The sequence below is a fragment of the Actinomadura citrea genome (assembly GCF_013409045.1).
Classification (GTDB): Bacteria; Actinomycetota; Actinomycetes; order Streptosporangiales; family Streptosporangiaceae; genus Spirillospora; species Spirillospora citrea.
On the sequence record NZ_JACCBT010000001.1, the window covers coordinates 3,019,342 to 3,041,434 of the forward strand.

At 74.6% G+C, this 22,093-nt stretch carries 21 protein-coding genes; 19 read left to right on the forward strand and 2 right to left on the reverse strand.

Annotation, left to right across the window (positions count from 1 at the left end; genetic code table 11):
- The first annotated feature begins 710 nt into the window (after window positions 1–710).
- From BJ999_RS14240 to BJ999_RS14265, 6 genes are all read left to right on the forward strand, one after another.
- A complete protein-coding gene (locus tag BJ999_RS14240) occupies window positions 711–2,879 on the forward strand; it encodes a M23 family metallopeptidase (RefSeq protein ID WP_179833749.1) in 2,169 nt (722 codons plus the stop codon).
- A gap of 46 nt (window positions 2,880–2,925) precedes the next feature.
- Window positions 2,926–3,864, forward strand: coding sequence for a ferric reductase-like transmembrane domain-containing protein (locus tag BJ999_RS14245; protein ID WP_179833750.1), 939 nt, complete (start codon window positions 2,926–2,928; stop codon window positions 3,862–3,864).
- Window positions 3,861–5,372 (forward strand): NADH-quinone oxidoreductase subunit NuoF family protein, encoded by a 1,512-nt coding sequence (locus tag BJ999_RS14250; RefSeq protein WP_179833751.1) that lies wholly within the window; start codon window positions 3,861–3,863, stop codon window positions 5,370–5,372. Before BJ999_RS14245 ends, BJ999_RS14250 begins: the two co-directional genes overlap by 4 nt.
- A gap of 127 nt (window positions 5,373–5,499) precedes the next feature.
- Window positions 5,500–6,132 (forward strand): DUF4142 domain-containing protein, encoded by a 633-nt coding sequence (locus BJ999_RS14255; protein WP_229809898.1) that lies wholly within the window; start codon window positions 5,500–5,502, stop codon window positions 6,130–6,132.
- A gap of 30 nt (window positions 6,133–6,162) precedes the next feature.
- Window positions 6,163–7,551: a DUF1996 domain-containing protein gene (locus tag BJ999_RS14260; protein ID WP_179833752.1), complete on the forward strand. Its 1,389-nt coding sequence runs from the start codon at window positions 6,163–6,165 to the stop codon at window positions 7,549–7,551.
- 69 nt (window positions 7,552–7,620) lie between these two features.
- A complete protein-coding gene (locus BJ999_RS14265; protein WP_179833753.1) occupies window positions 7,621–8,295 on the forward strand; it encodes an NAD(P)H-binding protein in 675 nt (224 codons plus the stop codon).
- A 19-nt stretch (window positions 8,296–8,314) separates the two neighbouring features.
- Here the strand turns inward: BJ999_RS14265 and BJ999_RS14270 are convergent, their stop codons facing one another.
- On the reverse strand, window positions 8,315–10,105 hold the full coding sequence (locus tag BJ999_RS14270; protein WP_179833754.1) for an AMP-dependent synthetase/ligase: 1,791 nt from the start codon (window positions 10,103–10,105) through the stop codon (window positions 8,315–8,317).
- Between the two features lie 236 nt (window positions 10,106–10,341).
- Here BJ999_RS14270 and BJ999_RS14275 point away from each other — a divergent pair, with 236 nt between their 5' ends.
- The 6 genes from BJ999_RS14275 (at window position 10,342) to BJ999_RS14300 (ending at window position 14,702) form a co-directional block, all read left to right on the forward strand.
- Window positions 10,342–11,037 carry a copper homeostasis protein CutC gene (locus BJ999_RS14275; protein ID WP_179833755.1) on the forward strand — a complete coding sequence of 232 codons (696 nt, stop codon included), beginning with the start codon at window positions 10,342–10,344 and terminating at the stop codon, window positions 11,035–11,037.
- 97 nt (window positions 11,038–11,134) lie between these two features.
- Window positions 11,135–11,902 carry a metallophosphoesterase family protein gene (locus tag BJ999_RS14280; RefSeq protein WP_179833756.1) on the forward strand — a complete coding sequence of 256 codons (768 nt, stop codon included), beginning with the start codon at window positions 11,135–11,137 and terminating at the stop codon, window positions 11,900–11,902.
- A 62-nt stretch (window positions 11,903–11,964) separates the two neighbouring features.
- On the forward strand, window positions 11,965–12,399 hold the full coding sequence (locus BJ999_RS14285; protein WP_179833757.1) for an SRPBCC family protein: 435 nt from the start codon (window positions 11,965–11,967) through the stop codon (window positions 12,397–12,399).
- A 77-nt stretch (window positions 12,400–12,476) separates the two neighbouring features.
- Window positions 12,477–12,986 (forward strand): hypothetical protein, encoded by a 510-nt coding sequence (locus tag BJ999_RS14290; protein ID WP_179833758.1) that lies wholly within the window; start codon window positions 12,477–12,479, stop codon window positions 12,984–12,986.
- Window positions 12,987–13,035: 49 nt separating this feature from the next.
- Complete coding sequence (locus BJ999_RS14295) at window positions 13,036–14,004, forward strand: ROK family glucokinase (protein WP_179833759.1); 969 nt, start codon at window positions 13,036–13,038, stop codon at window positions 14,002–14,004.
- 2 nt (window positions 14,005–14,006) lie between these two features.
- Window positions 14,007–14,702, forward strand: a complete 696-nt coding sequence (locus tag BJ999_RS14300; RefSeq protein ID WP_179833760.1) for an endonuclease/exonuclease/phosphatase family protein — start codon at window positions 14,007–14,009, stop codon at window positions 14,700–14,702.
- Here BJ999_RS14300 and BJ999_RS14305 read toward each other — a convergent pair.
- The gene (locus BJ999_RS14305) at window positions 14,699–15,574 is read right to left on the reverse strand and encodes a hypothetical protein (RefSeq protein ID WP_179833761.1); all 876 of its coding nucleotides are present in this window, start codon (window positions 15,572–15,574) and stop codon (window positions 14,699–14,701) included. The two genes, BJ999_RS14300 and BJ999_RS14305, sit on opposite strands and share 4 nt — an antisense overlap.
- A gap of 368 nt (window positions 15,575–15,942) precedes the next feature.
- Between BJ999_RS14305 and BJ999_RS14310 the strand changes: the two genes are divergently transcribed.
- The 7 genes from BJ999_RS14310 to BJ999_RS14340 all read left to right on the forward strand — a co-directional run bounded on the left by BJ999_RS14310 (window position 15,943) and on the right by BJ999_RS14340 (window position 22,066).
- Complete coding sequence (locus BJ999_RS14310) at window positions 15,943–16,677, forward strand: lysophospholipid acyltransferase family protein (RefSeq protein WP_179833762.1); 735 nt, start codon at window positions 15,943–15,945, stop codon at window positions 16,675–16,677.
- Complete coding sequence (gene macS / locus BJ999_RS14315; RefSeq protein WP_229809899.1) at window positions 16,664–17,848, forward strand: MacS family sensor histidine kinase; 1,185 nt, start codon at window positions 16,664–16,666, stop codon at window positions 17,846–17,848. Before BJ999_RS14310 ends, macS begins: the two co-directional genes overlap by 14 nt.
- A gap of 35 nt (window positions 17,849–17,883) precedes the next feature.
- Window positions 17,884–18,522 carry a response regulator gene (locus tag BJ999_RS14320; RefSeq protein ID WP_179838538.1) on the forward strand — a complete coding sequence of 213 codons (639 nt, stop codon included), beginning with the start codon at window positions 17,884–17,886 and terminating at the stop codon, window positions 18,520–18,522.
- A 68-nt stretch (window positions 18,523–18,590) separates the two neighbouring features.
- The gene (locus BJ999_RS14325; protein WP_179833763.1) at window positions 18,591–19,601 is read left to right on the forward strand and encodes a TIGR04222 domain-containing membrane protein; all 1,011 of its coding nucleotides are present in this window, start codon (window positions 18,591–18,593) and stop codon (window positions 19,599–19,601) included.
- Between the two features lies 1 nt (window position 19,602).
- Complete coding sequence (locus BJ999_RS14330) at window positions 19,603–20,412, forward strand: MbnB/TglH/ChrH family RiPP precursor modification enzyme (protein WP_179833764.1); 810 nt, start codon at window positions 19,603–19,605, stop codon at window positions 20,410–20,412.
- A 13-nt stretch (window positions 20,413–20,425) separates the two neighbouring features.
- Entirely contained in the window at window positions 20,426–20,872 is a 447-nt protein-coding gene (locus BJ999_RS14335; protein WP_179833765.1) for an SCO6045 C-terminal-like domain-containing protein, read from the forward strand.
- Window positions 20,873–21,040: 168 nt separating this feature from the next.
- Window positions 21,041–22,066, forward strand: a complete 1,026-nt coding sequence (locus BJ999_RS14340) for a 6-phosphofructokinase (RefSeq protein WP_179833766.1) — start codon at window positions 21,041–21,043, stop codon at window positions 22,064–22,066.
- The last annotated feature ends 27 nt before the right edge of the window (window positions 22,067–22,093 follow it).

Genomic DNA, 22,093 nt, shown 5'->3' on the forward strand with positions numbered 1-22,093 from the left:
GTGGGTGTGATCCGCCGCAGCCCGGCCCGGCGCCCTCGTGGGGGAGGACCTGGAGACGGGCGCGCCGCGTGGGCCGGCCGGCGTGAACGGATCGGGTCCGCGTGGACGGGAGCGCGGGGCACGGCCCCGGCATCCGGCACCGTGGGGCCCGGCCCCGCGACGGTGCCCGGCCATGGACGCTCGGTGGGCACGGCCGCCCCCCGGGCCGATCCCGTGTCGCGGTGATCGTGTCATAGGGGCCACCTCCTGCCGCTTCCCGCGTCCACGGTCGCTGACGTTTCCGAAGTTAGAGCCGCCGACCGTCCGCGGCGGTACCGTTAACCCGCCCTTAATCAGCGGATCAGCCATCACTAAGCCACCCTCGGCCGAAATGCCGATCCGCCCAGGTCGGAGGGGTGCCGGCGCTGTGCGCCCGGAGGCGTGAACGCGGGGCGGCCCGCGTGCGTACAGGTGAGGAGCGCAAGCGCCGCGGGACAAGGCTCATCGGCCTTTTTTGGCACCAATGAACATCCAAGTGGCTTCAGGGGCGTATGCTCCCGAAGTGTTCGAGCGGATTCGCGAGAATCCGTTCGGGGATCGTGGTGGGAGCGAGCGGGCTCCTACACCGCGGTCCCGTCATGTCTCAGCGGGACGGCCGCCGGGCGACAGGCCCGGCGGCGCGGAACCTGTCGGCGTTCGCCGTGCTCTCCGTCTCCTCCACAGGAGAGGGCATGGCGCGACGCGATTACGGGCATGCGTCCCGGAGCCAAACGCATGCTTCACCGTGGGCTGAGACGCCCGCGCGCCCGTCCTCGAGGCCCGAGCCCAAGCAGGGGCTCTGGTCCGAGGACCCCCAGTGGCCCGAAGGGTCCTGGTGGTCGGAGCAGCCGGACTGGTCCGAGCGGGGGCGCAGATCACCGCGGCGCGAGCCGTCGCGGCGCGAGATCAAGCGGCGCGAGGCCAAGGCCCGCGCGCGCCGTTCCGGCAAGGCATCCGAGCGGTCGCGCCCCCGGGCGCAGTGGCCGGAGCCCGCCGAACGGCGTGACGACGCGGGGACCGAGCGTTTCGACGCGCGCGGCAGCTACGACCCCGCGGGCTACGCCGCCCGCACGAGGCGGGACGCGCGAACGGAGCGCCCCGACGCCCGGGGCGAGGGGTCGGAGCGCCGGGGCGAATCCCGTGACCCCAGGAAAGGGCGGAGAGATGCTCGCACTGAGCAGTTCGGTGCGCGCAACGAGGGGCGGGACTCCCGGACGACGCGTTCCGACGCCCGGGGCGAGGGGTCGGAACGCCGGGACGAGTCCCGTGACGCCAGGAGTGGGCGGGGGGATGCTCGCACTGAGCAGTTCGGTGCGCGCAACGAGGGGCGGGACTCCCGGACGACGCGCTCCGACGGTCGCACCGAGCGGGATGCCCGGACCGAGCGTCTCGGTGGCCGCGGTAAGCCGCGCGACGAACGCACCGAAAGGTTCGATGCCAGGGTCGAGGGGCCCGGCGGGCGTGCGGAAGGGGCCGGGAGGGATCGGTCCCGCGAGTTCCCCGCGCGGGGCGGGCGCTCCCGCCGTGCGGAGCCGCCCCGCGCGGGGCGGGGCGGCCCCCAGCGGCGGCCCGCCCGGCCGGAGCAGCGGCGCCGCCAGTCGCCGCCGCGTCCCGGGCCGAAGGCGACGCCGCGCCGCGGCCGGCGGCCCGCCGACCGGCTGAGCATCGGCGCGATCGTCCTGTCCACCGCGGTCGGGCTGGCCCTGCTGGGCATCGCGGAGCGGGCCCTGCTCGACGGCGGACCCATCGGCGGCTCCTCGGGGCCGGTCGGCTCGCAGCGCGCGATCAAGCCGCCGAAGCCCGGTACCGGTACGCCCGCGCAACCCCAGCAGCCCCAGCAGCGGCCGGGAGCCGGCGGCGGCACGGCCGCCGTTCCGGCGGGACCCGACCTCGGGGTCCTCGCCACGCAGGTCCGCAGGCTGACGCTGGCGCAGCGGGGCGCCGCGGCGCGGCAGGCCTACGGGGCGGCGCTGACCCGGCAGCCGTTCGTGGGCGCCACCCGCCAGAGCGCCGACCGGACCTGGGTCTTCGGCACCAGTGCGATCCCCGTTCCCGAGGCCAGCGCGGCGGGCCCCGAGCTCTCCTTCTACGCCGCCCACTGGACGGGCCGGCAGTGGCAGGTCGGGCTGTCGGGCGCGGCGGCGTTCGCGGCGCTCCTCGGCGCCGCGCCCGCGAACCTCATGTCGCCGTCGGAGTCGCGGCTCCTGCGCAAGTACGGCGCGCTGAGCGCCGCGCAGGCCACCACGCTCGTCAACGGGACGCGGGCGGGCGACCGGCTGATGCTGCCCTGGAAGATCGGCCAGGCGTGGTCGATGACGACCTCCGACGACGCCGCGTCCTCGCGCCCGCTGGCGTCGCTGGCGTTCTCCGGCGGCGACGGCCGCGTCCTCGCCGCGGGCGGCGGACGCCTCTACCGGTTCTGCTCCAGCCAGGCCGGCGCGGTGGTCATGGTGATCCACCCGAGCGGCCTCGCGTCCACCTACTACGGGATGCGGAGCGTGACCGAGCTGCGCGACGGCAGCGTCGTCGCGCGGGGCGACGCGCTCGGCCGCACCGGCGCCACCCGGCCCTGCGGCGGGGCGGCCGCGCCCCGCGCCGAGGTCGCGTTCGGGCTGCGCCGCGGCGGCGGGGCGGTCCCGCTCGACGCCGCCGAGATCGGCGGCTGGACGTTCCGCGAGCGCGCCAAGCCGCTCCTCGGCTTCGCCGAACGCGGCGTCCTCCAGGTGCTTCCCGGGGGCCTGCTGGCCAACCTCGGCCCGGTCCCCGCCGCGGACGACTCTCCGTCGTCATCGCCGTCTCCCGGCAAGAAGCCGAAGGACGGCGCCGGACCGGCCGACGCCCCGGCGCCGGCCGCCACCTAGAAGAGGAGTCCGATCGGTGCGAATTCGCCACAGTGATGATCCCGCGGTGCCCACCTGGGCGCTGCGCGTGGTGCTCGCCGGCGCGGTGCTGGTGCTGGTCGGCGCGGCGACCCCGCAGGGCGCCGTCGCGGTCGCGAACGTGCAGTACTTCCTCAGCTTCTACGCCGGCGTCTTCGCGCTGGTCGCGCTGACCACCGCGGTGATGAGCGGGCTGCTGGCCACCGAGCGCCTCATCCTGAAGATCCGGCACCGGGTGCTCGCCCAGGCGGTGCACCGCGCCTCGGCCGTCATCGCGACGGCGATGCTGGTCGCGCACGTCACGGTGAAGGTGATGAGCGGCCTCGCGCTGCCCGTCCAGATCGTCGTGCCGGACGGCGGCGCGATCGGCCTCGGCACCATCGCCTCCGACCTGATGCTCCTCATCGTGGTCACCGGGCTGCTGCGGGCGCGGTTCGCGCTGCGCGGCAAGGCCTGGGTGTGGCGGTCGATGCACGCCGTCGCCTACGTGTCCTGGCCGCTCGCGATCGTGCACGGCCTGATCACCGGGCGCGCCGCGGCGCCGTGGGTCGTGCTCAGCTACGTGATGAGCGTGGTGTTCGTCGTGCTCGCCCTGGTCACCCGCATGGTCGTGGTGATCAAGCCGCGGGACGTCCACCTGGCCGGCGAGGAGGTCGAGGCGTACTCGCTGCCGGACGGCGCGGGCCGCCGCCGCGACCGGCGCGCCATGGCGGCGCGGGAGCACGAGGAGGGGCGCGCCGCCGCGAGGGCGCGCGCTCGGACGGGGGAGGACCGGTTCGACGACCCCCGCGACCTCGACGACCCGCGTGACTTCGACGACTCGCGCGACTTCGGGGGCCGCCGGGACTTCGCCGACCGGCGGGACGCCGACGACCCGCGCGACTTCGGGAACTCCCGGCGGACCGTCGCGGACCCGCGCGGCATGCCCGTGACCGGGCAGGGCCGCGACACCGAGGTCATCCGATGACCTCGACCGTCACCGTCTCCAACATCGGCGGGCCGCGGCTGACGCTCGGGTTCGACCGGTTCGACCGGCTGGACCTCGACCGGCACCTGGCGGTGCACGGCAGGCTCCGCGCGCCGGCGCTGGACGACCTGGTGCGCATGGCCGAGCAGGTCGACCTGAGGGGACGCGGCGGAGCGGGGTTCCCGTTCGCCCGCAAGCTGATGGCGGTCGCGGCGCGGGTCAACCACCCGACCGCCGACCGGACCGCGCTGCTGCCCGGCGAGAAGGGCGACGAGCGCGGGTCCAGCGAGGACGTCGTGGTGGTGGTGAACGGCGCCGAGGGCGAGCCCGGCAGCGCCAAGGACAAGGTCCTGCTCGGCCGGGCCCCGCACCTGGTGCTCGACGGCGCGCAGATCGCGGCGAACGCGCTCGGCACCCAGCGGATCGTGCTGGCCGTCGAGAGCGACGAGGCCGCCAGGTCGGTCCGCGCCGCGATCAGCGAGCGGCGGATGCCGGCCCGGGTCGTGCGGCTGACCGAGCGGTTCATCTCGGGGGAGAGCGGCGCGGTGATCCGCGCGATCAACGGGGAGACGCCGATCCCGCCGGGCGTCAAGGTCCGCGCGTCCGACGCGGGGGTGGACGGCTTCCCGACCCTGCTGTCCAACACCGAGACGTTCGCGCAGCTCGCGGTGCTCGTCTCGCTCGGCTCCGACCTGTACGCCTCGGCCGGGACGGACGACGAGCCGGGCACCACGCTGCTGACGATCGGCGGGACGCAGGTCGTGGAGGCCCCGCTCGGCACGCCGCTGCGGGCCGTCCTCGACCACTGCGACGTGCCGCCGTCGCCGGGGGTGCTCGTCGGCGGGTACCACGGGATGTGGCTCGACCCGGCCGCGGTGTCGCGGGCGGTGCTGTCGCGCGCCGGGATGCGGCGCGTCGGCGGGACGGTGGGCGCCGGGATCATCCTGCCGCTCACCCGGGGCACCTGCCCGCTCGGCGAGGTCACGCGGATCGCCTCCTACCTCGCGGCGCAGTCCGCCGGGCAGTGCGGGCCGTGCCGGCTCGGGCTGCCCGACGTCGTCCGGTCCCTGATGGCGCTCACCGAGGGGGCCGGGACGGCGGAGGACGTGCGCCGCGCCGCCGGCATCGGCCGGGGCCGCGGCGCCTGCACCCACCCCGACGGGACGGCCAAGTTCGTCCTGTCGGCGATGGAGGCCTTCACCGCCGACATCGACGCGCACCGGTGGGGCGGCGGGTGCGGCCAGTCGACCTACGGGGTCCTGCCGCTGCCGGTGCCGGACGGCACGGAGGGGCGGGTCGCGATCGACTGGAGCCGGTGCGACGGGCACGGCCTGTGCGCCTATGTCGTGCCCGAGCTGATCCAGCTCGACCGTTACGGCTTTCCCGTCGTGCTGGGCACCGACATTCCCTCGTGGATGGAGAAGGACGTCCAGAAGGCGGTCGCGATGTGCCCCGCATTGGCGCTCCGCGTCGTAGGCGGAGTTCCCGGGGCGCCCTCGCGGCGCTGAATTCGCCGCGCAGAAAAAAATGACAACAGGTGGACATCGTTGAACCCGGTGAGGGGTCCGGTGCGTATCTCCGGACGAACCCGCGCCGGGTCCGTCGAGAGATCCTTGAAAGGAGGGACGAGAGCCCTTGAGGAAATCCTACGGAAACGCCGGAAAGCGCACGCTCCCGCGCCTCGGTAAAGGACGCCTGCTGCTGGTACTGGCGGCCGTGGCCGCCGTCGTGGCGGCCTTCGCGGTCGTCATGAGCCCGGTCGGCACACCTGCGAGCGGCGCGGCGAACCTCGGTGGCACCGTCAACACCCGCTGGGGTCGGCTCAGCACACTGGACCGGCAGCTCCTGGTCAAGGTCCGGCAGGCCGGCCTCTGGGAGATGCCCGCGGGTCAGCAGGCCGCACAGCGCGCGTCCAGCCCCCGGGTGAAGGAGGTCGGCGAGATCATCATGCGCCAGCACATGCAGCTGGACGCCGACACCCGCGCCGAGGCGCAGAAACTGGGCGTGCTCCTTCCCAACGAGCCCAACGGCAGCCAGAAGAGCTGGCTGAGGGAGATGTCGGGAAAATACGGCGCCGACTATGACAAGACGTTCGTGCTGCGGTTGCGTGCCGCCCACGGGCAGGTCTTCACCGTCATCGCCAAGGTGCGCGCGGCGACCGAGAACACCGAGATCCGCGCGTTCGCCGAACGGTGCCTGAAATTCGTCAACACGCACATGTCGCTGCTGGAGAGCACGGGCCTGGTTCCCAGGCGCGCTCTGCACTGACGTACACCCCGCAAAGGGAGCAGTTTTTCGATGGGACGAAAGAAGAAAGCCTTCGCCGCGTTGATCCCGGCGCTCACCCTGGTCGCCACGGCGGGCCAGGGGACCCTCGGTGCGAACGCCTCCGAAACCCTCAGAACGGCGAACGCGGCCGCCTATCCGGCCTGGTCCGCCGACGGCGGCACCGGCACTCAGAGACTCCAGGGCGCCGGCCGGACGAACCCGCCCACCGCCGCGCCCACCGACCCCCAGGGCGGTCAGATGGGTGACGGCGGCCCGATGGGTGACGGCGGTCAGATGGGCGATGGCGGTCAGATGGGCGACGGCGGCCCGATAGGCGACGGCGGCCAGACGACCCCGCCGGCCGATCCCCAGGGCGGCCAGACATCACCGCCGACCGACCCTCAGGGCGGCCAGCAGAACGGCGGCCAGCAGAACGGCGGCGGCCAGAACGGCGGGCAGGGGAACGGGCAGGGGAACGGGCAGGGGAACGGGCAGGGCAACCAGCCCCCGGCGAATCCGACCCTGCGCGCGGACCAGTTCGTCGACATCCGCAAGGCGCCGCGCGTGCAGCAGCCCCGCCGCGGCCGCCAGGCCTCGACCGGCGTGTTCGCGTCCAGTTGCGGTGTGAACAAGGGCCAGGCCCACAGCAACCCCGACAACGTGCTCGCGGCCCCGGGCGTCGTGAACGGCGCGCACCACATCCACGACTACGTCGGCAACCTCGACACGAACGCGTTCTCCACCGACGAGACCTTCGCGGCCGCCGGGACGACCTGCACCAACGGCGACAAGTCGGCCTACTTCTGGCCGGTGATCCGGCTCCGCAACGGTCAGGACAACTCGGACCGGGCGCAGCAGAGCCAGGCGGACGGCAACGTCGGCAGCATCGTCACCCCGTCGAGCGTGAAGATCCAGTACCTCGGCAACCCGCGCGCCAAGGTGACCGCGCTGCCGCGTTTCATCCGCGTCGCCACCGGTGACGCCAAGGCCGTGACGAACGGCCTGAAGAACGCGCACGCGAGCTGGACGTGCAGCGGCTTCGAGAACCGGGCCTTCACCGACAAGTACCCGCTGTGCCCGCGGGGCAGCAAGGTGGAGCGCGTGCTCAACTTCCCGAGCTGCTGGGACGGCCAGAACACCGACAGCGCCAACCACCGCGACCACATCCAGTTCGCGGACCCGCGGACGGGGCAGTGCCCGCAGGGCACCAAGGCCGTGCCGCAGCTGCGGATGACCCTGGCCTACAACCTGCCGGCCAAGCCGCTGGCGTTCGCGCTGGACAGCTTCCCCGAGTCGGGCCACGACCCGGTGACCGACCACGGGGACCTCATCAACGTGATGGACGAGCAGCTGATGGCCAAGGCGGTCAAAGCGATCAACGGCGCCAAGGCCGGGACGCGGATCAAGCGCCGCCGCTGAGCGGAACAGGTCCGGGGGACCCGGGCGCGCGTCCGCGCGCCCGGGTCCTCCGCGTCCTACGATCGCGGCATGAACATCGTGATCGCGGGCGGGCACGGGCAGATCGCGCTGCGGCTGTCCCGGCTGCTGGCCGCACGGGGGGACACCGTGCTGAGCATCATCCGCAACCCGGGCCACGCCGAGGACGTCCGGGACACCGGAGCCGGGCCGGTCGTGTGCGACCTGGAGTCGGCGACCGCCGACGAGGTCGCCGACCACCTGACCGGCGCGGACGCCGTCGTGTTCGCCGCGGGGGCGGGCCCGGGCAGCGGCGTGGCGCGCAAGGACACCGTCGACCGCGGCGCCGCGGTGCTGGCGGCGGACGCGGCCGAGCGCGCGGGCGTCCGCGACTTCGTGCAGATCTCCGCGATGGGCGCCGGCGAGCCGCCCGCGCCCGGGCGCGACGAGGTCTGGGAGGCCTACATCAGGGCCAAGGGGGAGGCCGAGGACGATCTGCGGCGCCGCGACGCGCTGGACTGGCTGATCCTGCGGCCGGGCCGCCTCACCGACGACCCGCCCACCGGCCTGGTGGCGCTGGCCGAACCGCCGATCGGGCACGGCGCGGTCACCCGCGACGACGTGGCGGCGGTCATCGCGGCGCTGCTGGACGCCGGCGACGTGCGCCGCCACACGCTGGACCTGCTCAACGGCGCCACCCGGATCGAGGACGCCGTCGCCGCCCTGCGCCCCGCGCCCGGCGCCTGACCGCGCGGGACGCCCCGGCTCAGCCGGTGTAGAGGGCGTCGATCTCGTCGGCGAAGTCCTTCATCACCACGTTGCGCTTCACCTTCAGGCTCGGCGTCATGTGGCCGGCCTCCTCGGTGAAGTCGACGCCGAGGACGACGTGCTTCTTGATCGCCTCAGCGTGGCTGACGGACTTGTTGGCTTCGGCGACCGCGGCCTCGATCTCGGCGACGAGGTCGGGGTCGCGGCGCAGCTCGTCCACCGTCATCGCCTCGGGCTTGCCGTGCCGGGCCTTCCACGGGCCGAGCGCCTCCTCGTCCAGGGTGACGAGCGCGCTGATGAACTTGCGGCCGTCGCCGACGACCAGGCACTGGCTGATCAGCGGGTGCGCGCGGAGCCGGTCCTCCAGCGGGGCCGGCGCCACGTTCTTGCCCGCCGCGGTGACCAGGATCTCCTTCTTCCGGCCGGTGATCCTCAGGAAGCCCTCCTCGTCGAGGGAGCCGAGGTCGCCGGTGTGGAGCCAGCCGTCCTCCAGGGCCTCCTTGGTGGCGGCCTCGTTGTTCCAGTAGCCGCGCAGGACGTTGATGCCGCGGACGAGGACCTCGCCGTCCTCGGCGATGCGCACGTCGACGCCGGGGATCGGCGGGCCCACCGTGCCGATCTTGAGGGCGGAGGGCCGGTTGACGGCGGCGGGCGCGGTCGTCTCGGTGAGGCCGTAGCCCTCCAGGATCGTGATCCCGACGCCGCGGAAGAAGTGCCCGAGGCGCTCGCCGAGGGCGGCGCCGCCGGACACCGCGTACTGCACCCTGCCGCCGACCGCGGCGCGCAGCTTGCGGTACACGAGCACGTCGAAGACCTTGTGCCGGGCCTTCAGCCCGAGGCCGGGGCCGCCGTCGTCCAGCGCCCGGCTGTAGGCCACCGCGGTCTCGGCCGCCGCCTTGAAGATCTTGCCCTTGCCGTCGGCCGCGGCCTTCTGCTCGGCGCCGTTGTAGACCTTCTCGAACACGCGCGGGACGGCGAGCAGGAACGTCGGCCGGAACGAGGCCAGGTCCGGCAGCAGGTTCGGGACGTCGCTGTGCCCGAGCACGATGCCGCCCTCGATGGTGGCGACCTCGATCAGCCGGGCGAACACGTGCGCCAGCGGCAGGAACAGCAGCGTGGAACTGCCCTCGACGGCGATCTCGGCGATCGCCCCCTGCACGGCGTTGCGGGCGGTCGCCACCAGGTTCCCGTGGGTGATCTCGCATCCCTTGGGACGCCCGGTGGTGCCGGAGGTGTAGACGAGCGTGGCGATGTCCGCGGCGGAGCGGGACCGGCGGCGCTCCTCGAGGACGTCGTCGCCGACGTCGGCGCCGAGCCGGGTGACCTCCGCGACCCCGCCCGCGTCGATGCCCCACACGTGCGCCAGCCCGGGGAGCCGGTCCCGGATCTCCTCGACGGTCGCCACGTGCGCCCCGGTCTCGGCGAACACGGCCTTGGCCCCGGAGTCGCCGACGATCCACTCGATCTGCTCGGCGGAGGACGTCTCGTAGATCGGGACGGAGACCGCGCCCGCCGCCCAGATCGCGTAGTCGAGGACCGTCCACTCGTAGCGGGTCGCCGACAGCAGGCACACCCGGTCGCCGGGCTCGACGCCGGCGGCGGCCAGGCCCTTGGCGACCCCCGCCGTCTCGGCGGCGAACTCCGCAGCGGTGACGGCGCTCCACGCGTCGCCGTTCTTGCGGCGCAGCACGATCCGGCCGGGCTCTTCGACGGCCCGGGTGAAGGGCGCGTCGGTCAGAGTGGCGGAGTCGGGTACCTCCACCATCGCGGGGACGCTGGACTCGCGCACGGCCCACTCCTGTCGTCGGTCTTCGAGGACGGCGGGGAGCCCCGCGGCGCACCGGGCCGTCCGGCCGGTGGCGCGCGAACTCCTCCGTTGCCGCATGATACCCACGAGTAGGAATCGCGCCGCGAACCACGGCGGTTAACGGCACGGCAAAGACCGCCCGGCGGCCCCCGGCGCGCGCCGCCGGGTCGCCTACCCTTGAGCCGGTCGCACAACGCAAACGGGTTCCGGGGGTCGCCATGTCGCTGCTCGAAGTGATCGCGCTGACCGTGGCCGACGCGCGCGCGGCGCAGGAGGGCGGCGCCGACCGCATCGAGGTCGTCGCCGACATGGCCGCGGACGGGCTCACCCCCGACCCCGACCTGGTCGCGGCCATCCGCGAGTCCACGTCCGTGCCGATGCGGGTGATGCTGCGCGCCAACGCGGGCTTCCGCACCACCGGGGCCGAGCTGGACCGGCTGCGGCGCGCCGCGGCGGGCCTCGCCGACGCGGGCGCCGACGGGTTCGTGCTCGGCTTCCTCGACTCCTCCGGGCACGTCGACGCGGGCGCCACCGGCAAGCTCGCCGCCGACACCGACCCGCTGCCCTGGACCTTCCACCGGGCGCTGGACCACGCCGCCGACCCCGCCCAGGCCTGGGGTGCCGTCCGCGCGTTCGGCGGCCGCCTGGACACGGTGCTGACGGCGGGCTCGGCCCGCGGCGTGGACGTGGGGGTGGACGTCCTCGTCCGGCGCGCGGTCGAGGACCCCGCCGCCGCCAAGATGATCATGGCCGGGGGCGGGCTGCGCCGCAAGCACGTCGCCGTCCTCGCCGCCGCGGGGATCACCTCGTTCCACGTGGGCACGGCCGTGCGTCCGGACGGCGACTGGGATGCGCGGGTCGACCCCGCCCTGGTGCGCGAGTGGCGCACCCTGGTGGCGGCCGCCGCCGGCTGACCGCTTCTCGCGGCCGTGCCTTCGCGGAGGACCGCGGAGCGCCGGCCGCCGCGACCCGCCCGTTCACTCCGGCGGTCAGCGCTATTACATTCGGTTCATGAGGATCCATGTGGTGAGCGACGTCCACGGCCGCGCGGACGCGCTGGCGGGCGCGGCGGACGGTGCGGACGCGCTCATCTGCCTGGGCGACCTGATCCTGTTCATCGACTACCAGGACCACGGGCAGGGGATCTTCGCCGACCTGTTCGGCCAGGACAACGCCGACCGCTTCATCGGGCTGCGCACCGAGAAGCGCTTCGACGAGGCACGCGAGTTCTCCCAGGGCCTGTGGGCCTCGCTGGAGGGGGGTGCCCGCCCGCACATCGAGCGGGCCGTGAACCGCCAGTACGCCGAGCTGTTCGCGGCCATGCCCGCCCCGGCATACCTGACCTACGGCAACGTCGACGTCCCCCGGCTGTGGGACGCGCACCTGCGCGACGGCCACCACGTCCTGGACGGCCAGACCACCGAGATCGGCGGCCTGCGGTTCGGGTTCGTCGGGGGCGGCCTGCGCACCGAGTACCGCACCCCCTACGAGCTGGACGAGGACGCCTACGCGGCCAAGGTCGAGGCGGTCGGCGAGGTGGACGTGCTGTGCTGCCACATCCCGCCCGCCGTCCCCGACCTGCTCTACGACACCGTGGCGCGCAGGTTCGAGCGCGGCAGCGAGGCGGTCCTGGAGGCGATCCACCGGACGCAGCCGAAGTACGTGCTGTTCGGGCACGTCCACCAGCCGCTCGCGAGCCGGATCCGCATCGGCCGCACCGAATGCGTGAACGTCGGGCACTTCCGTGCGCGCGGTGTGCCCTACGTCCTGACGGTGTGAACCATACTTCTCTAGGGACAGCGGGCCCGCAGGGGTTCGGGGCGAGCCGGAGGGAGACGCAGATGGCGGACCGCACGAGTTCCTCCGTCACGGTCAAGGCCGGGAGGTCCGAGATCATGGCGGTGATCGCCGATCTCGAGGCGTACCCGGAGTGGGCGAGCGGCATCCGCGAGTTCACCGTGCAGGAGAGGGGAGACGACGGCCGGGCCGCCCGCGCCCGGCTCACGTTCGACGGCGGCCCGTTCAGTGACACCGTCGGGCTCGCCTACACGTGGGAGGGCGACGACCGGGTGACGTGGGAGCTGACGGAGCCGGGCACGGTCGTCACCGGGCTGCACGGCACCTACGGCCTGGCCGAGCAGGACGGCGTCACCGAGGTGACCTACGAGCTGGCCGTGGACGTCCGCATCCCCATGATCGGCATGGTGAAGCGCAAGGGCGAGAAGCGGATCATCGACTCGGCCCTCAAGGGCCTCAAGCGTCGCGTGGAGGGCTGAGCCCGCCCGCGGGTGGTGGCCTGAACACGGCACGGAGGCGATACCGTTCACGCCGACGACGGATGGAAGATGGAGACATGAGCGACCAGTCGGGCGACGTCCTGGACGAGGCGGCCAAGCTCGTCGACGCGCTGATCAGGCGGGTGGGCGGCGGCGGCCGGGACGCGCGCGCGGGCCGGGACGAGCCGGCCGGAGACGTGTGGGACCGTGCCATCGCCGACGAGCCGCCCGCCGGGCCGGCCGGGGACGCCCGCGGGCCGCACATCGCCACCGGCGCCCCCGAGTGCCGCGACTGCCCGGTATGCCGGGCCATCGCCGTCAAGCGGGAGTCCGGCGGCGACGTGGGACGGCACCTGCGCGAGGCCGGGCAGTCCCTGGTCGCCGCCGCCCTGGACGTCGTGGCGGCGTTCGACCGGACCCGCGCGCCCGACCGGGCGCAGGAGCCCCACCGGACGCGCAGGTCCGGCCCGACCGGGCCGCCGGAGGCGTCGGAGGGGGCGCGGGCGGGTACGTCCGATCGGTCGGAACGTCCCGATCCGGGCGACCCGTGGTCGGCCGCCACCGGCGGCCCCATCGACATCGGGTAGAGCGGGAGTGGCTCCAGCCAGGGGCGACGCGAGGAGGAGGAAGGGTTACATGGCCCTGACCATCGGCGTGGATGTGGGCGGCACGAAGGTGGCCGCGGGGGTCGTCGACGACCGGGGGACGATTCTGGAGAAGGTCCGCCGGCCGACTCCCTCGACCAACCCCAAGGAGACCGCAGAGACCATCGCCGAGGTCGTCGACCTGCTCAAGGGCAAGTACGAGGAGGTCGCGGCGGTCGGGCTCGGCACCGCCGGCTTCGTCGACGAGACCCGCTCCACCGTGCTGTTCGCGCCGAACCTCGCCTGGCGCGACGAGCCCATCAAGGAGAAGGTGGAGAGCCTCGTCGGGCTGCCGGTCGTCGTGGAGAACGACGGCAACGCCACCGCGTGGGGCGAGGCCCGGTTCGGGGCCGGGCGCGGCGAGAACTTCCTCGTCCTGGTGGCCCTCGGCACCGGCATCGGCGGCGGCATCATCATCAACGGCGAGCTGTACCGGGGCCGGTTCGGCATCGGCGCGGAGATGGGGCACTTCCGGGTCGTCCCGGACGGGCGCCGCTGCGGCTGCGGCAACCGCGGCTGCTGGGAGCAGTACGCCAGCGGCAACGCCCTCGTGCACGAGGCGCGCGACCTGGCCCGGGTGGCGCCCGCGATGGCGGGGCGCCTGCTGGAGCTCGGCGGCGGGCGGCCCGAGGGCATCAGCGGCCCGGAGGTGTCGCAGGCGGCCAGGGAGGGCGACAAGGCGGCGCTGGAGTGCTTCCGGACGATCGCCCACTGGGCGGGCCAGGGCCTGGCCGACCTCAGCGCGATCCTCGACCCGGGCGCCTTCATCATCGGCGGCGGCCTGTCGGACGCCGGCGACCTGCTGCTCGCCCCGATCCGCGCCGCGTTCGAGAACGCCCTGACCGGCCGCGGCCACCGCCCGCTGCCCGACATCCGGATCGCCGAGCTGGGCTCCGCGGCGGGCATCGTCGGCGCCGCCGACCTGGCCCGCGTCCGCCCGTTCCGGGACGTGATCGTCTAGGCGTGGCCGCCGTCCGGCTGCTCTCCTACAACATCCGGTCGCTGCGCGACGACCCGGCCGCCGTGGCCCGCGTCGTCCGCGCGAACGCCCCGGACGTGGTGTGCGTGCAGGAGGTCCCGCGCTTCTGGGGGTGGCGGCTGCAGCGCCGCCGCCTGGCGCGGGCCTGCGGCCTGCGGATCGCGGCGGGGCGGCGGGCCTGCGGGCTCGCCGTCCTCGCCGCGCCGCACGTGCGCCGCGTGGCCCGCGAGTTCCACCTGCTCACCCCGGACCCGGGCCTGCACCGCCGCGCCCTCGCGATCGCCGTCCTGGAGGCCGGCGGCGCCCGCCTGATCGCCGCGAGCACCCACCTGGACCTGGCGGACGGCCCGCGACTGCGGCACGTCCACGAGATCCTCGCCCACCTGGACCGCGCCCGCGACCGCCACGGCGCCCCGGTGGTCCTCGCCGGCGACGTCAACGAGGAGCCGGGCGGCCCGGCGTGGTCGCTGCTGGCCGAGCGCTTCCAGGACGGCTACGCGGGCGCTCCGGCGGGCGGGGAGCTCACCTTCACCGCACGAGACCCGAAGCGCCGCATCGACGGCGTCTTCGCCGACCCGGCCGTGCGGATCAGCGCGTGCGGGGTGCCGCCGGACGACGCCGGCGACCATCCCCTGGCCACCGACCACCGGCCCCTGCTGGCCGAGCTGGCGCTGCCCTAGACGACGGCCCCGTCGTCGGGGTCGCGGGGCTCGTCGCCCATGCGCAGGACGAGGGTGACGAAGCCGCCGATGAACGCGGCGACGGCCAGGAACGCGGCCCAGCCGGGGACCTCCCAGTCGAGGATGACGGTGACCAGCAGGTAGACGGGGCCGCCGATGAGCGCGATCCAGGCGCCCTTGGTGAGGGGGTCGGCGCTCGGCAGCGGCGGGGGAGGGGGCGGGACGTAGTGCCCCTCGTCGTCATCGTCGTCACCGGCCGGGAACGCCGTTTCCTCGACCGGCTTGATCACGCGGGCGCGGGGCAGCCGCCCGGTGCGGTCCTCGCCCTCGCCCGGGGGGTCGGCGGGCTCGCGGATGTTCTCCTCGTCGGGCCACGGGACCTCGTCGCCCTCGGGGACGGCGTCGTACCCGGCGACGATCTCGGCCCAGATGGCGTCCTCGTCGCGCTCGGCGTCGCCGCCCGCCTTGCCCTTGCCCGGGTCGGCGAGGCCGGTCCCGGCGCGCTCGGCGGTGTCCGGCCGGTCGGTGCCGAGCGGGTCGGTGCCGAGCGGGTCGGCGTCGGCGAGCTCAGCGCCCTCGCGCTCGCCGTCGGAGCCGCGGGCGGAGGCCTCGCGCAGCCGGGCGAGGTGCACGCGCAGGATGCCCTCGGCGGCCGGCTTCATCTCGACGTCCACGTACAGCCGGTCGAGGACGTCGCCGGCGACCGGCTCAGCGGCCGCCTCGGCGATCTCCGGCAGGCCGGACGGGGACGCCGCGTAGGCCGCGACGCCCGCCTCGCCGAGCGCCGACAGCATCGCGTCCGCGAGATGCGGCGCGAGGTCGACCAGTGGGGCGTAGGTGTCCGCTGACAGTCCATTGCCACGGCGATTCACGGGGCCGGCTCCTTCGACGACTCCGGCGTGACCGACAGCACCGGCATGGCGGCCTCCGCTCCCCCCATTGACATGTGGTGCCCGGTCGCCCCCGTGCGGAGGCACTCCCGGACACCCCGAAACGTGTGTCCCACGGTATTCGCTGCGCCGCCCGGGACAAGCCCCCGGGCGCACCCGATTGAGATTTACCGCTCCGAGCCTACGGTTATTCCCGGACCGCCGCCGGGGCGCGGCCGGGTTCCGGTGACGGGTACCGGCCGGTAGATCGCTGGGACGGAGAGTGGGAGGATGTCCCATCATCCCGTCGGCCAGGACCGGGGCACGCCCGCGCGGGGGCGTCCGGTCCGAGGGAAAGGTACCCGCATACGATGCTCTGGTTCTGGATCCTGCTGAGGATCGTCCTCTCCCCGGTCATGTACCTGCTGTGGTGGCCGCGGAACCGGGGGGCGGGCAACGTCCCGAAGCGCGGGCCGGCGCTGATGGTGAGCAACCACCTGTCGTTCGCCGACCACTTCTTCGGCCCGCTGCCCCTGATGCGCCCGATCTACTTCATCGGCAAGGGGGAGTACTTCACCGGCAGGGGGATCAAGGGCCTGGTGAGCAAGGCCTTCTTCACCGGCGTCGGGGTGGTCCCGGTCGACCGGACCGGCGGCTCGGCGGCCGAGGCGGCGCTGCAGACCGGGCTGCGGATCCTCGGCGAGGGCAAGCTGCTCGGCATCTACCCCGAGGGCACCCGGGCCCCCGACAACCGGCTGTACCGCGGCAAGACGGGGGTCGCGCGGCTGGCGCTGAAGTCGCGGGTGCCGGTGATCCCGATGGCGATGGTCAACACGTTCGAGCTGATGCCGCCCGGCAGGCCGTACCCGCGGCTCGGGATCCGGCCGGGCGTCCGGTTCGGCGAGCCCCTGGACTTCTCCCGCCACTACGGCCGCGAGGACGACCACGAGGTGCTCCGCGAGATCACCGACGAGATCATGATGGCGATCGGGGAGCTGTCGGGGCAGGAGTACGTGGACCGGTACGCCGCCGAGGTGAAGGCCGAGATGGCCGGCAGGGAAGTGCGTCCGGTCGAGGACGACGGAGGGCTGAGTGACGGCGGCTGAGCCGCGCGGGACGGGCCTGGAGACAGCGCTGTGGCGGGCCGTGGCCGTCTACCGCGGGCTCGCCCTGTGCTACGCGGCGGTCGTGATCGCCATGAACTCCGGCGGCTACGCCCACCCGCTCGGCGGATGGGCCGTCCTCGCCGTCATGGCCGGATGGACCGGCTACGCGTCGTTCGCCTTCGGGCCCGCCGCGTTCGCCTCCGGCGGCCCGGGACGCCGCGGCCGGGCACTGGCCGCGGCCGACCTCGCCGTCGCGGCGGGGTGCGTGCTGGCGACGGCGTGGGTGGAGACGCCCGCGAACATCGCCGCCGGGCGCCCGACGCTGCCGGTGTCCTGGGTGGCGGCCGCGGTGCTGGCGTGGGCGGTCGTGGGCGGGCGGCGGGCCGGCATCGCCGCCGCGGCCGTCCTGGCCGCCGCGAACCTGCTGGTCCACGCGCTCGCCGGGGAGAGCGGCGGCATCGGCGGCACGACGTTCAACGGCATCGTGCTGCTGTTCCTCGCCGGCCTCGTCGTCGGGCACGTCGTGCGGCTGGCGCGGGAGGCGGAGGCGCGGCTGGCGCGGGCCGTCGAGCTGGAGGCGGCGACCCGTGAGCGGGAGCGGCTGGCGCGCCGCATCCACGACTCGGTGCTGCAGGTCCTGGCGATGGTGCAGCGGCGCGGCGGCGAGCTCGGCGGCGAGGCGGCCGAGCTCGGCCGCCTCGCGGGCGAGCAGGAGGCGGCGCTGCGCTCCCTCGTCGGCGCGGGCCCGGCGGCGCCGCCCGCGGCCGCCCCCGGCGCCGGGACGGACCTGCGTGCGCTGCTGACCGGGCATGCCTCCACCTCCGTGACGGTCTCGACGCCCGCCACAGAGGTGCGGCTGCCGGCGCACGCCGCCGGGGAGGTCGAGGCGGCGGTGGCGGCGGCCCTGGACAACGTCCGGCGGCACTGCGGCGACGAGGCCCGCGCGTGGGTCCTGCTGGAGGACGGTGAGGGCGGGGTCACCGTCAGCGTCCGCGACGACGGCCCGGGCATGCCCCCCGGGCGGCTGGACCGGGCGGCGGCGGACGGGCGGCTCGGCGTCGCCCAGTCCATCCGCGGCCGCATCGCCGACCTCGGCGGCACCGTGTCGATCGTCTCCGCGGAGGGCGACGGGACCGAGGTCGAGATGACCGTGCCGCGGGCTAGGGTGTGACCGTGAGCGACGTTCCCCTCCGACCCCTCCGGGTCATGGTCGTGGACGACCATCCGATGTGGCGCGAGGCGGTGGCCCGCGACCTGGCCGAGGCCGGCCACGACGTGGTCGCGACGGCGGGGGAGGGCCACGCCGCCGTCCGCATCGCCGCCGCCGCGCGCCCTCAGGTAGCCGTGGTCGACCTCCAGCTGCCCGACCTCAGCGGGGTGGAGGTGACCCGGCGCCTCGCCGCGGCCGACCCGCCCGTCCGCGTGCTGGTGCTGTCGGCGAGCGGCGAGCAGCAGGACGTCCTGGAGGCGGTGAAGGCGGGCGCGACCGGCTACCTGCTCAAGTCCGCCGCCCGCGAGGAGTTCCTCGACGCCGTCCGGCGGACCGGCGAGGGCGACGCCGTCTTCACCCCCGGGCTCGCCGGTCTCGTCCTCGGCGAGTACCGCCGCCTCGCCGCCGCCCCCGCCCGCGAGGACGACGACGCGCCGCGGCTGACCGAGCGCGAGACCGAGGTGCTGCGCCTCGTCGCGAAGGGGCTGACGTACAAGCAGATCGCGCAGCGCCTCGTCCTGTCCCATCGGACGGTGCAGAACCACGTGCAGAACACCCTCGGCAAGCTCCAGCTCCACAACCGCGTCGAACTCGTCCGCTACGCCATCGAGAAGGGCCTCGACGAGGAGCAGTAGCGCGGGGCGAACCGCCGCGGCGGCGCCTGCGTCTCATCGCCAAAGGCGCATAGCGACGGGAGCGCGTCATGGCGGACGAGATCCTGGGTCCCGCTCTGGGGTTCCTCGCGGCCCACGTCCTGGTCGGGCTCGTACTGCTGGTGATCCTCCGGAGAATGCGGGCCGCGGTGCTGCGGGGAAGGCCTCCCGCGCGCGAGCTGCACCCGTACGAGGTCGCCTACCTCAACGGCGGCGGCCGCCACGCGATCGCCGCCTCGGTCACGGCGCTGCGGCTGGACGGCGCGGCCGACGCCTACGCCGACGGCCGGCTGCTGGCACGCGAACCGTCCGCGGACGCCCCGCGCGCGGCCGGAACGCCCCTGGACACGGCGGTTCACTGGGCGATCGAGCGTCTGCGGGCCGAGACGCTCGCCCAGATCACCGCCGACCCGGACGTGCGCGCGGCGCTCCGGCGGCTCCGCGACGGGCTCGCCGCGCAGGGCATGGTGCTCGGGCAGGCCGGGCGCCGCCGGCTGCGCAACCTCCAGCTGGTCATGTACGGGTGGATCCTGCTCGGCTTCGCCGCCTTCGTCCTGAGCGACGCGTTCGACGGGTTCCCGGCCAAGCTGATTCCGCTGGCCGCGCTGGTCGGCCTCGGCTTCGGAGCCCTCGCCCTCGGTCAGGGCGCCGAGCGGACGCGGGAGGGCGAGCGGGCCGTGGAGCGGCTCAAGGAGTCCCACTCCGCCCTCGACCCGGCGAACGGGCCCTCCTACACCGGGCTGCCGGCCCCCGCCGCGCTGATGGGAGTGGCGCTGTTCGGCGCGGCCGCGCTCATGGCGCTCGACCCGGTGTTCGTCCAGACCGTCGGACTCGGCCGGTACCTGGAGATGGCCGGGGTCGTGGCCGCCTCCGGCGGCTCCTCGGGGGCATCCGGCTCGTCGACCTCCTTCGTGTGCTCGACGACCGCCGCGGTGTGCTCGTCCTCCTCCTGCGGTGGCGGTGGCTCGTGCGGCGGAGGGAGCGGCTGCGGCGGGGGGAGCGGATGTGGAGGAGGTGGCGGTGGTGGTGGTGGCGGCTGCGGCGGCGGAGGAGGGAGCTGAGATGCGGCTGGGCGTGGGGATCGGCTGGCGCCCCGAGATCGCCGGGTTCGTCGGCGCGCTGCCGGGGCTGCGCTTCACCGAGGTGATCGCCGAGTCGGTGCACCCGGCGGGCCCCGCCACCGAGCTGCTCGCGCTGCGCGACCGCGGCGCGGCGATCGTCCCGCACGGGGTGCGGCTGTCGCTCGGCGGCGCCGAGCCCGTGGACGCCGAGCGCGTCGCGCACCTGGCCGCCTGCGCCGAGGCGCTCGGCGCGCCCCTGGCGAGCGAGCACGTCGCGTTCGTCCGCGCGGGCGGCGTCGAGGCGGGGCACCTGCTGCCGGTGCCGCGCACCCGGGCCGCGCTGGACGCGCTGACCGCCAACATCCGCCGGACGCAGGCGGAGCTGCCCGTCCCGCTGGCCGTCGAGCCCATCGCCGCGCTCTTCGAGTGGCCCGACGCCGAGTACGCCGAGGCCGACTTCCTGACCGAGCTGCTGGAGCGCACCGGCGCCCTCCTGCTGCTCGACGTCGCCAACGTGTACGCCAACGCGCGCAACCGGGGCGAAGACCCCGCGGACCTCCTCGACCGCCTGCCCCTGGACCGCATCGCCTACTGCCACGTCGCGGGCGGCTCGCAGGAGGGCGGGCGCTACCACGACACGCACGCCGCCGCCGTTCCCGCCGAGGTGCTGGATCTGGTCGCGGAGCTGTGCGAGCGGCACCGCCCGCCCGGCCTCCTGCTGGAGCGCGACGGCCGCTACCCGCCCGCGGCGGAGCTGCGCGCCGAGCTGGACGCCATCGCCGCCGCCTCCGGACTGGCGCCCGTCACATGACGGGGGACGGGGCATGAGCGAATTCGACGCCGGGCTCGCGGCGGCGCAGGAGGCGCTCGTGCGGGCCATGACGGCGGGCGGGCCGTTGCCGGAGGGATTCGACGCCGAGGCGGTGGGGGCCGCCGCGCACGGAATCCTGCTCAAGCGGGCGGGCGAGGTCGCCCGCGCCTGGCCGGCGCTGGCCGCCTCGTACGGTACGTCCTGGAAGGCGGCCTTCGCCGCATGGGCCGCCGAGCGCCCGACGCGCGGCTCCTTCCGGGACGGCTGGGACTTCGCGCGCGATCGGGGCCGGCTCGCCGGCGACGCGGCGCGGGAACTAGCCCTGGCCGAAGTCCGATGGTCGTATGACGGGCAGGACCCGCCGCGCCCGCGCGGCGCGGCGGCGCGGCGCGTGCCGGGGGGAGCGGCGGTGGTCTTCCGGGGGCGGGTCCGCGTCTTCGGCCGGGGCAGGTCCGGCTGAGGCCGCCGTCCCCGCGAACGAAGTGCCGCGGGACCCCGCCACGGGCTATGGTCTAGACCAATGGCGGCGCGCGGGGACAGGTGGCGGAGGCCCGTGCCGCCGCGTGCGACGATCTAGTCTGTGAACGTGGACCGAGGGAGGAGCCCGGTGGCGGGAGAAGGTGACGGCATGCGCGTCGGAGTGCTGACCGGAGGCGGGGACTGCCCCGGCCTGAACGCGGTGATCCGCGCGGTCGTCCGCAAGGGCGTCCAGGTCTACGGCTACGAGTTCGTCGGCTTCCGGGCCGGCTGGCGCGGGCCCCTCGAAGGTGACACCGTGGCCCTCGACGTCCAGGCCGTGCGCGGGATCCTGCCCCGCGGCGGGACGATCCTCGGCTCCTCGCGGACCAACCCGGTCAAGGTCGAGGGCGGCGTCGAGCGGATCAAGGACAACCTCGCGGGCCTCGGCGTGGACGCGCTGATCGCCATCGGCGGGGAGGACACCCTCGGTGTCGCGAGCGAGCTGTACGCCAACGGCGTCAACGTCGTCGGCGTCCCGAAGACGATCGACAACGACCTGAACGCGACCGACTACACCTTCGGGTTCGACACCGCGGTGAACATCGGCATGGAGGCCGTCGACCGGCTGCACACCACCGCCGAGAGCCACCACCGCGCGCTGATCTGCGAGGTCATGGGCCGGCACGCGGGCTGGATCGCGCTGCACGTCGGCATGGCCGCCGGCGCCAACGTCATCCTCATCCCCGAGCGGCCCTTCGACATCGAGAAGGTCTGCCAGTACGTGGAGAGCCGGTTCAAGACCCGCTACGCCCCGATCATCGTGGTGTCGGAGGGCGCGCACCCCGTCGACGGGCAGATGCAGCTGCAGACCGGGGAGCGGGACGCGTTCGGGCACGTCCGGCTCGGCGGCATCGGGCAGGCCCTCGCCGACGAGATCGAGAAGCGCACCGGCAAGGAGGCCCGCGCCACCGTGCTCGGGCACATCCAGCGCGGCGGCACCCCCACCGCGTTCGACCGCGTCCTCGCCACCCGCTTCGGTCTCCAGGCGATCGACGCGGTCAAGGACGGCGACTACGGCAAGATGGTCGCCCTCCAGGGCACCGACATCATCCGCGTCGGCCTCGACGAGGCGACGAAGGAGCTCAAGACCGTCCCGCTGGAGCGCTACTCCGAGGCCGAGGTCTTCTTCGGCTGATCGCCCCCGGGCGGGAACAGGGAATGC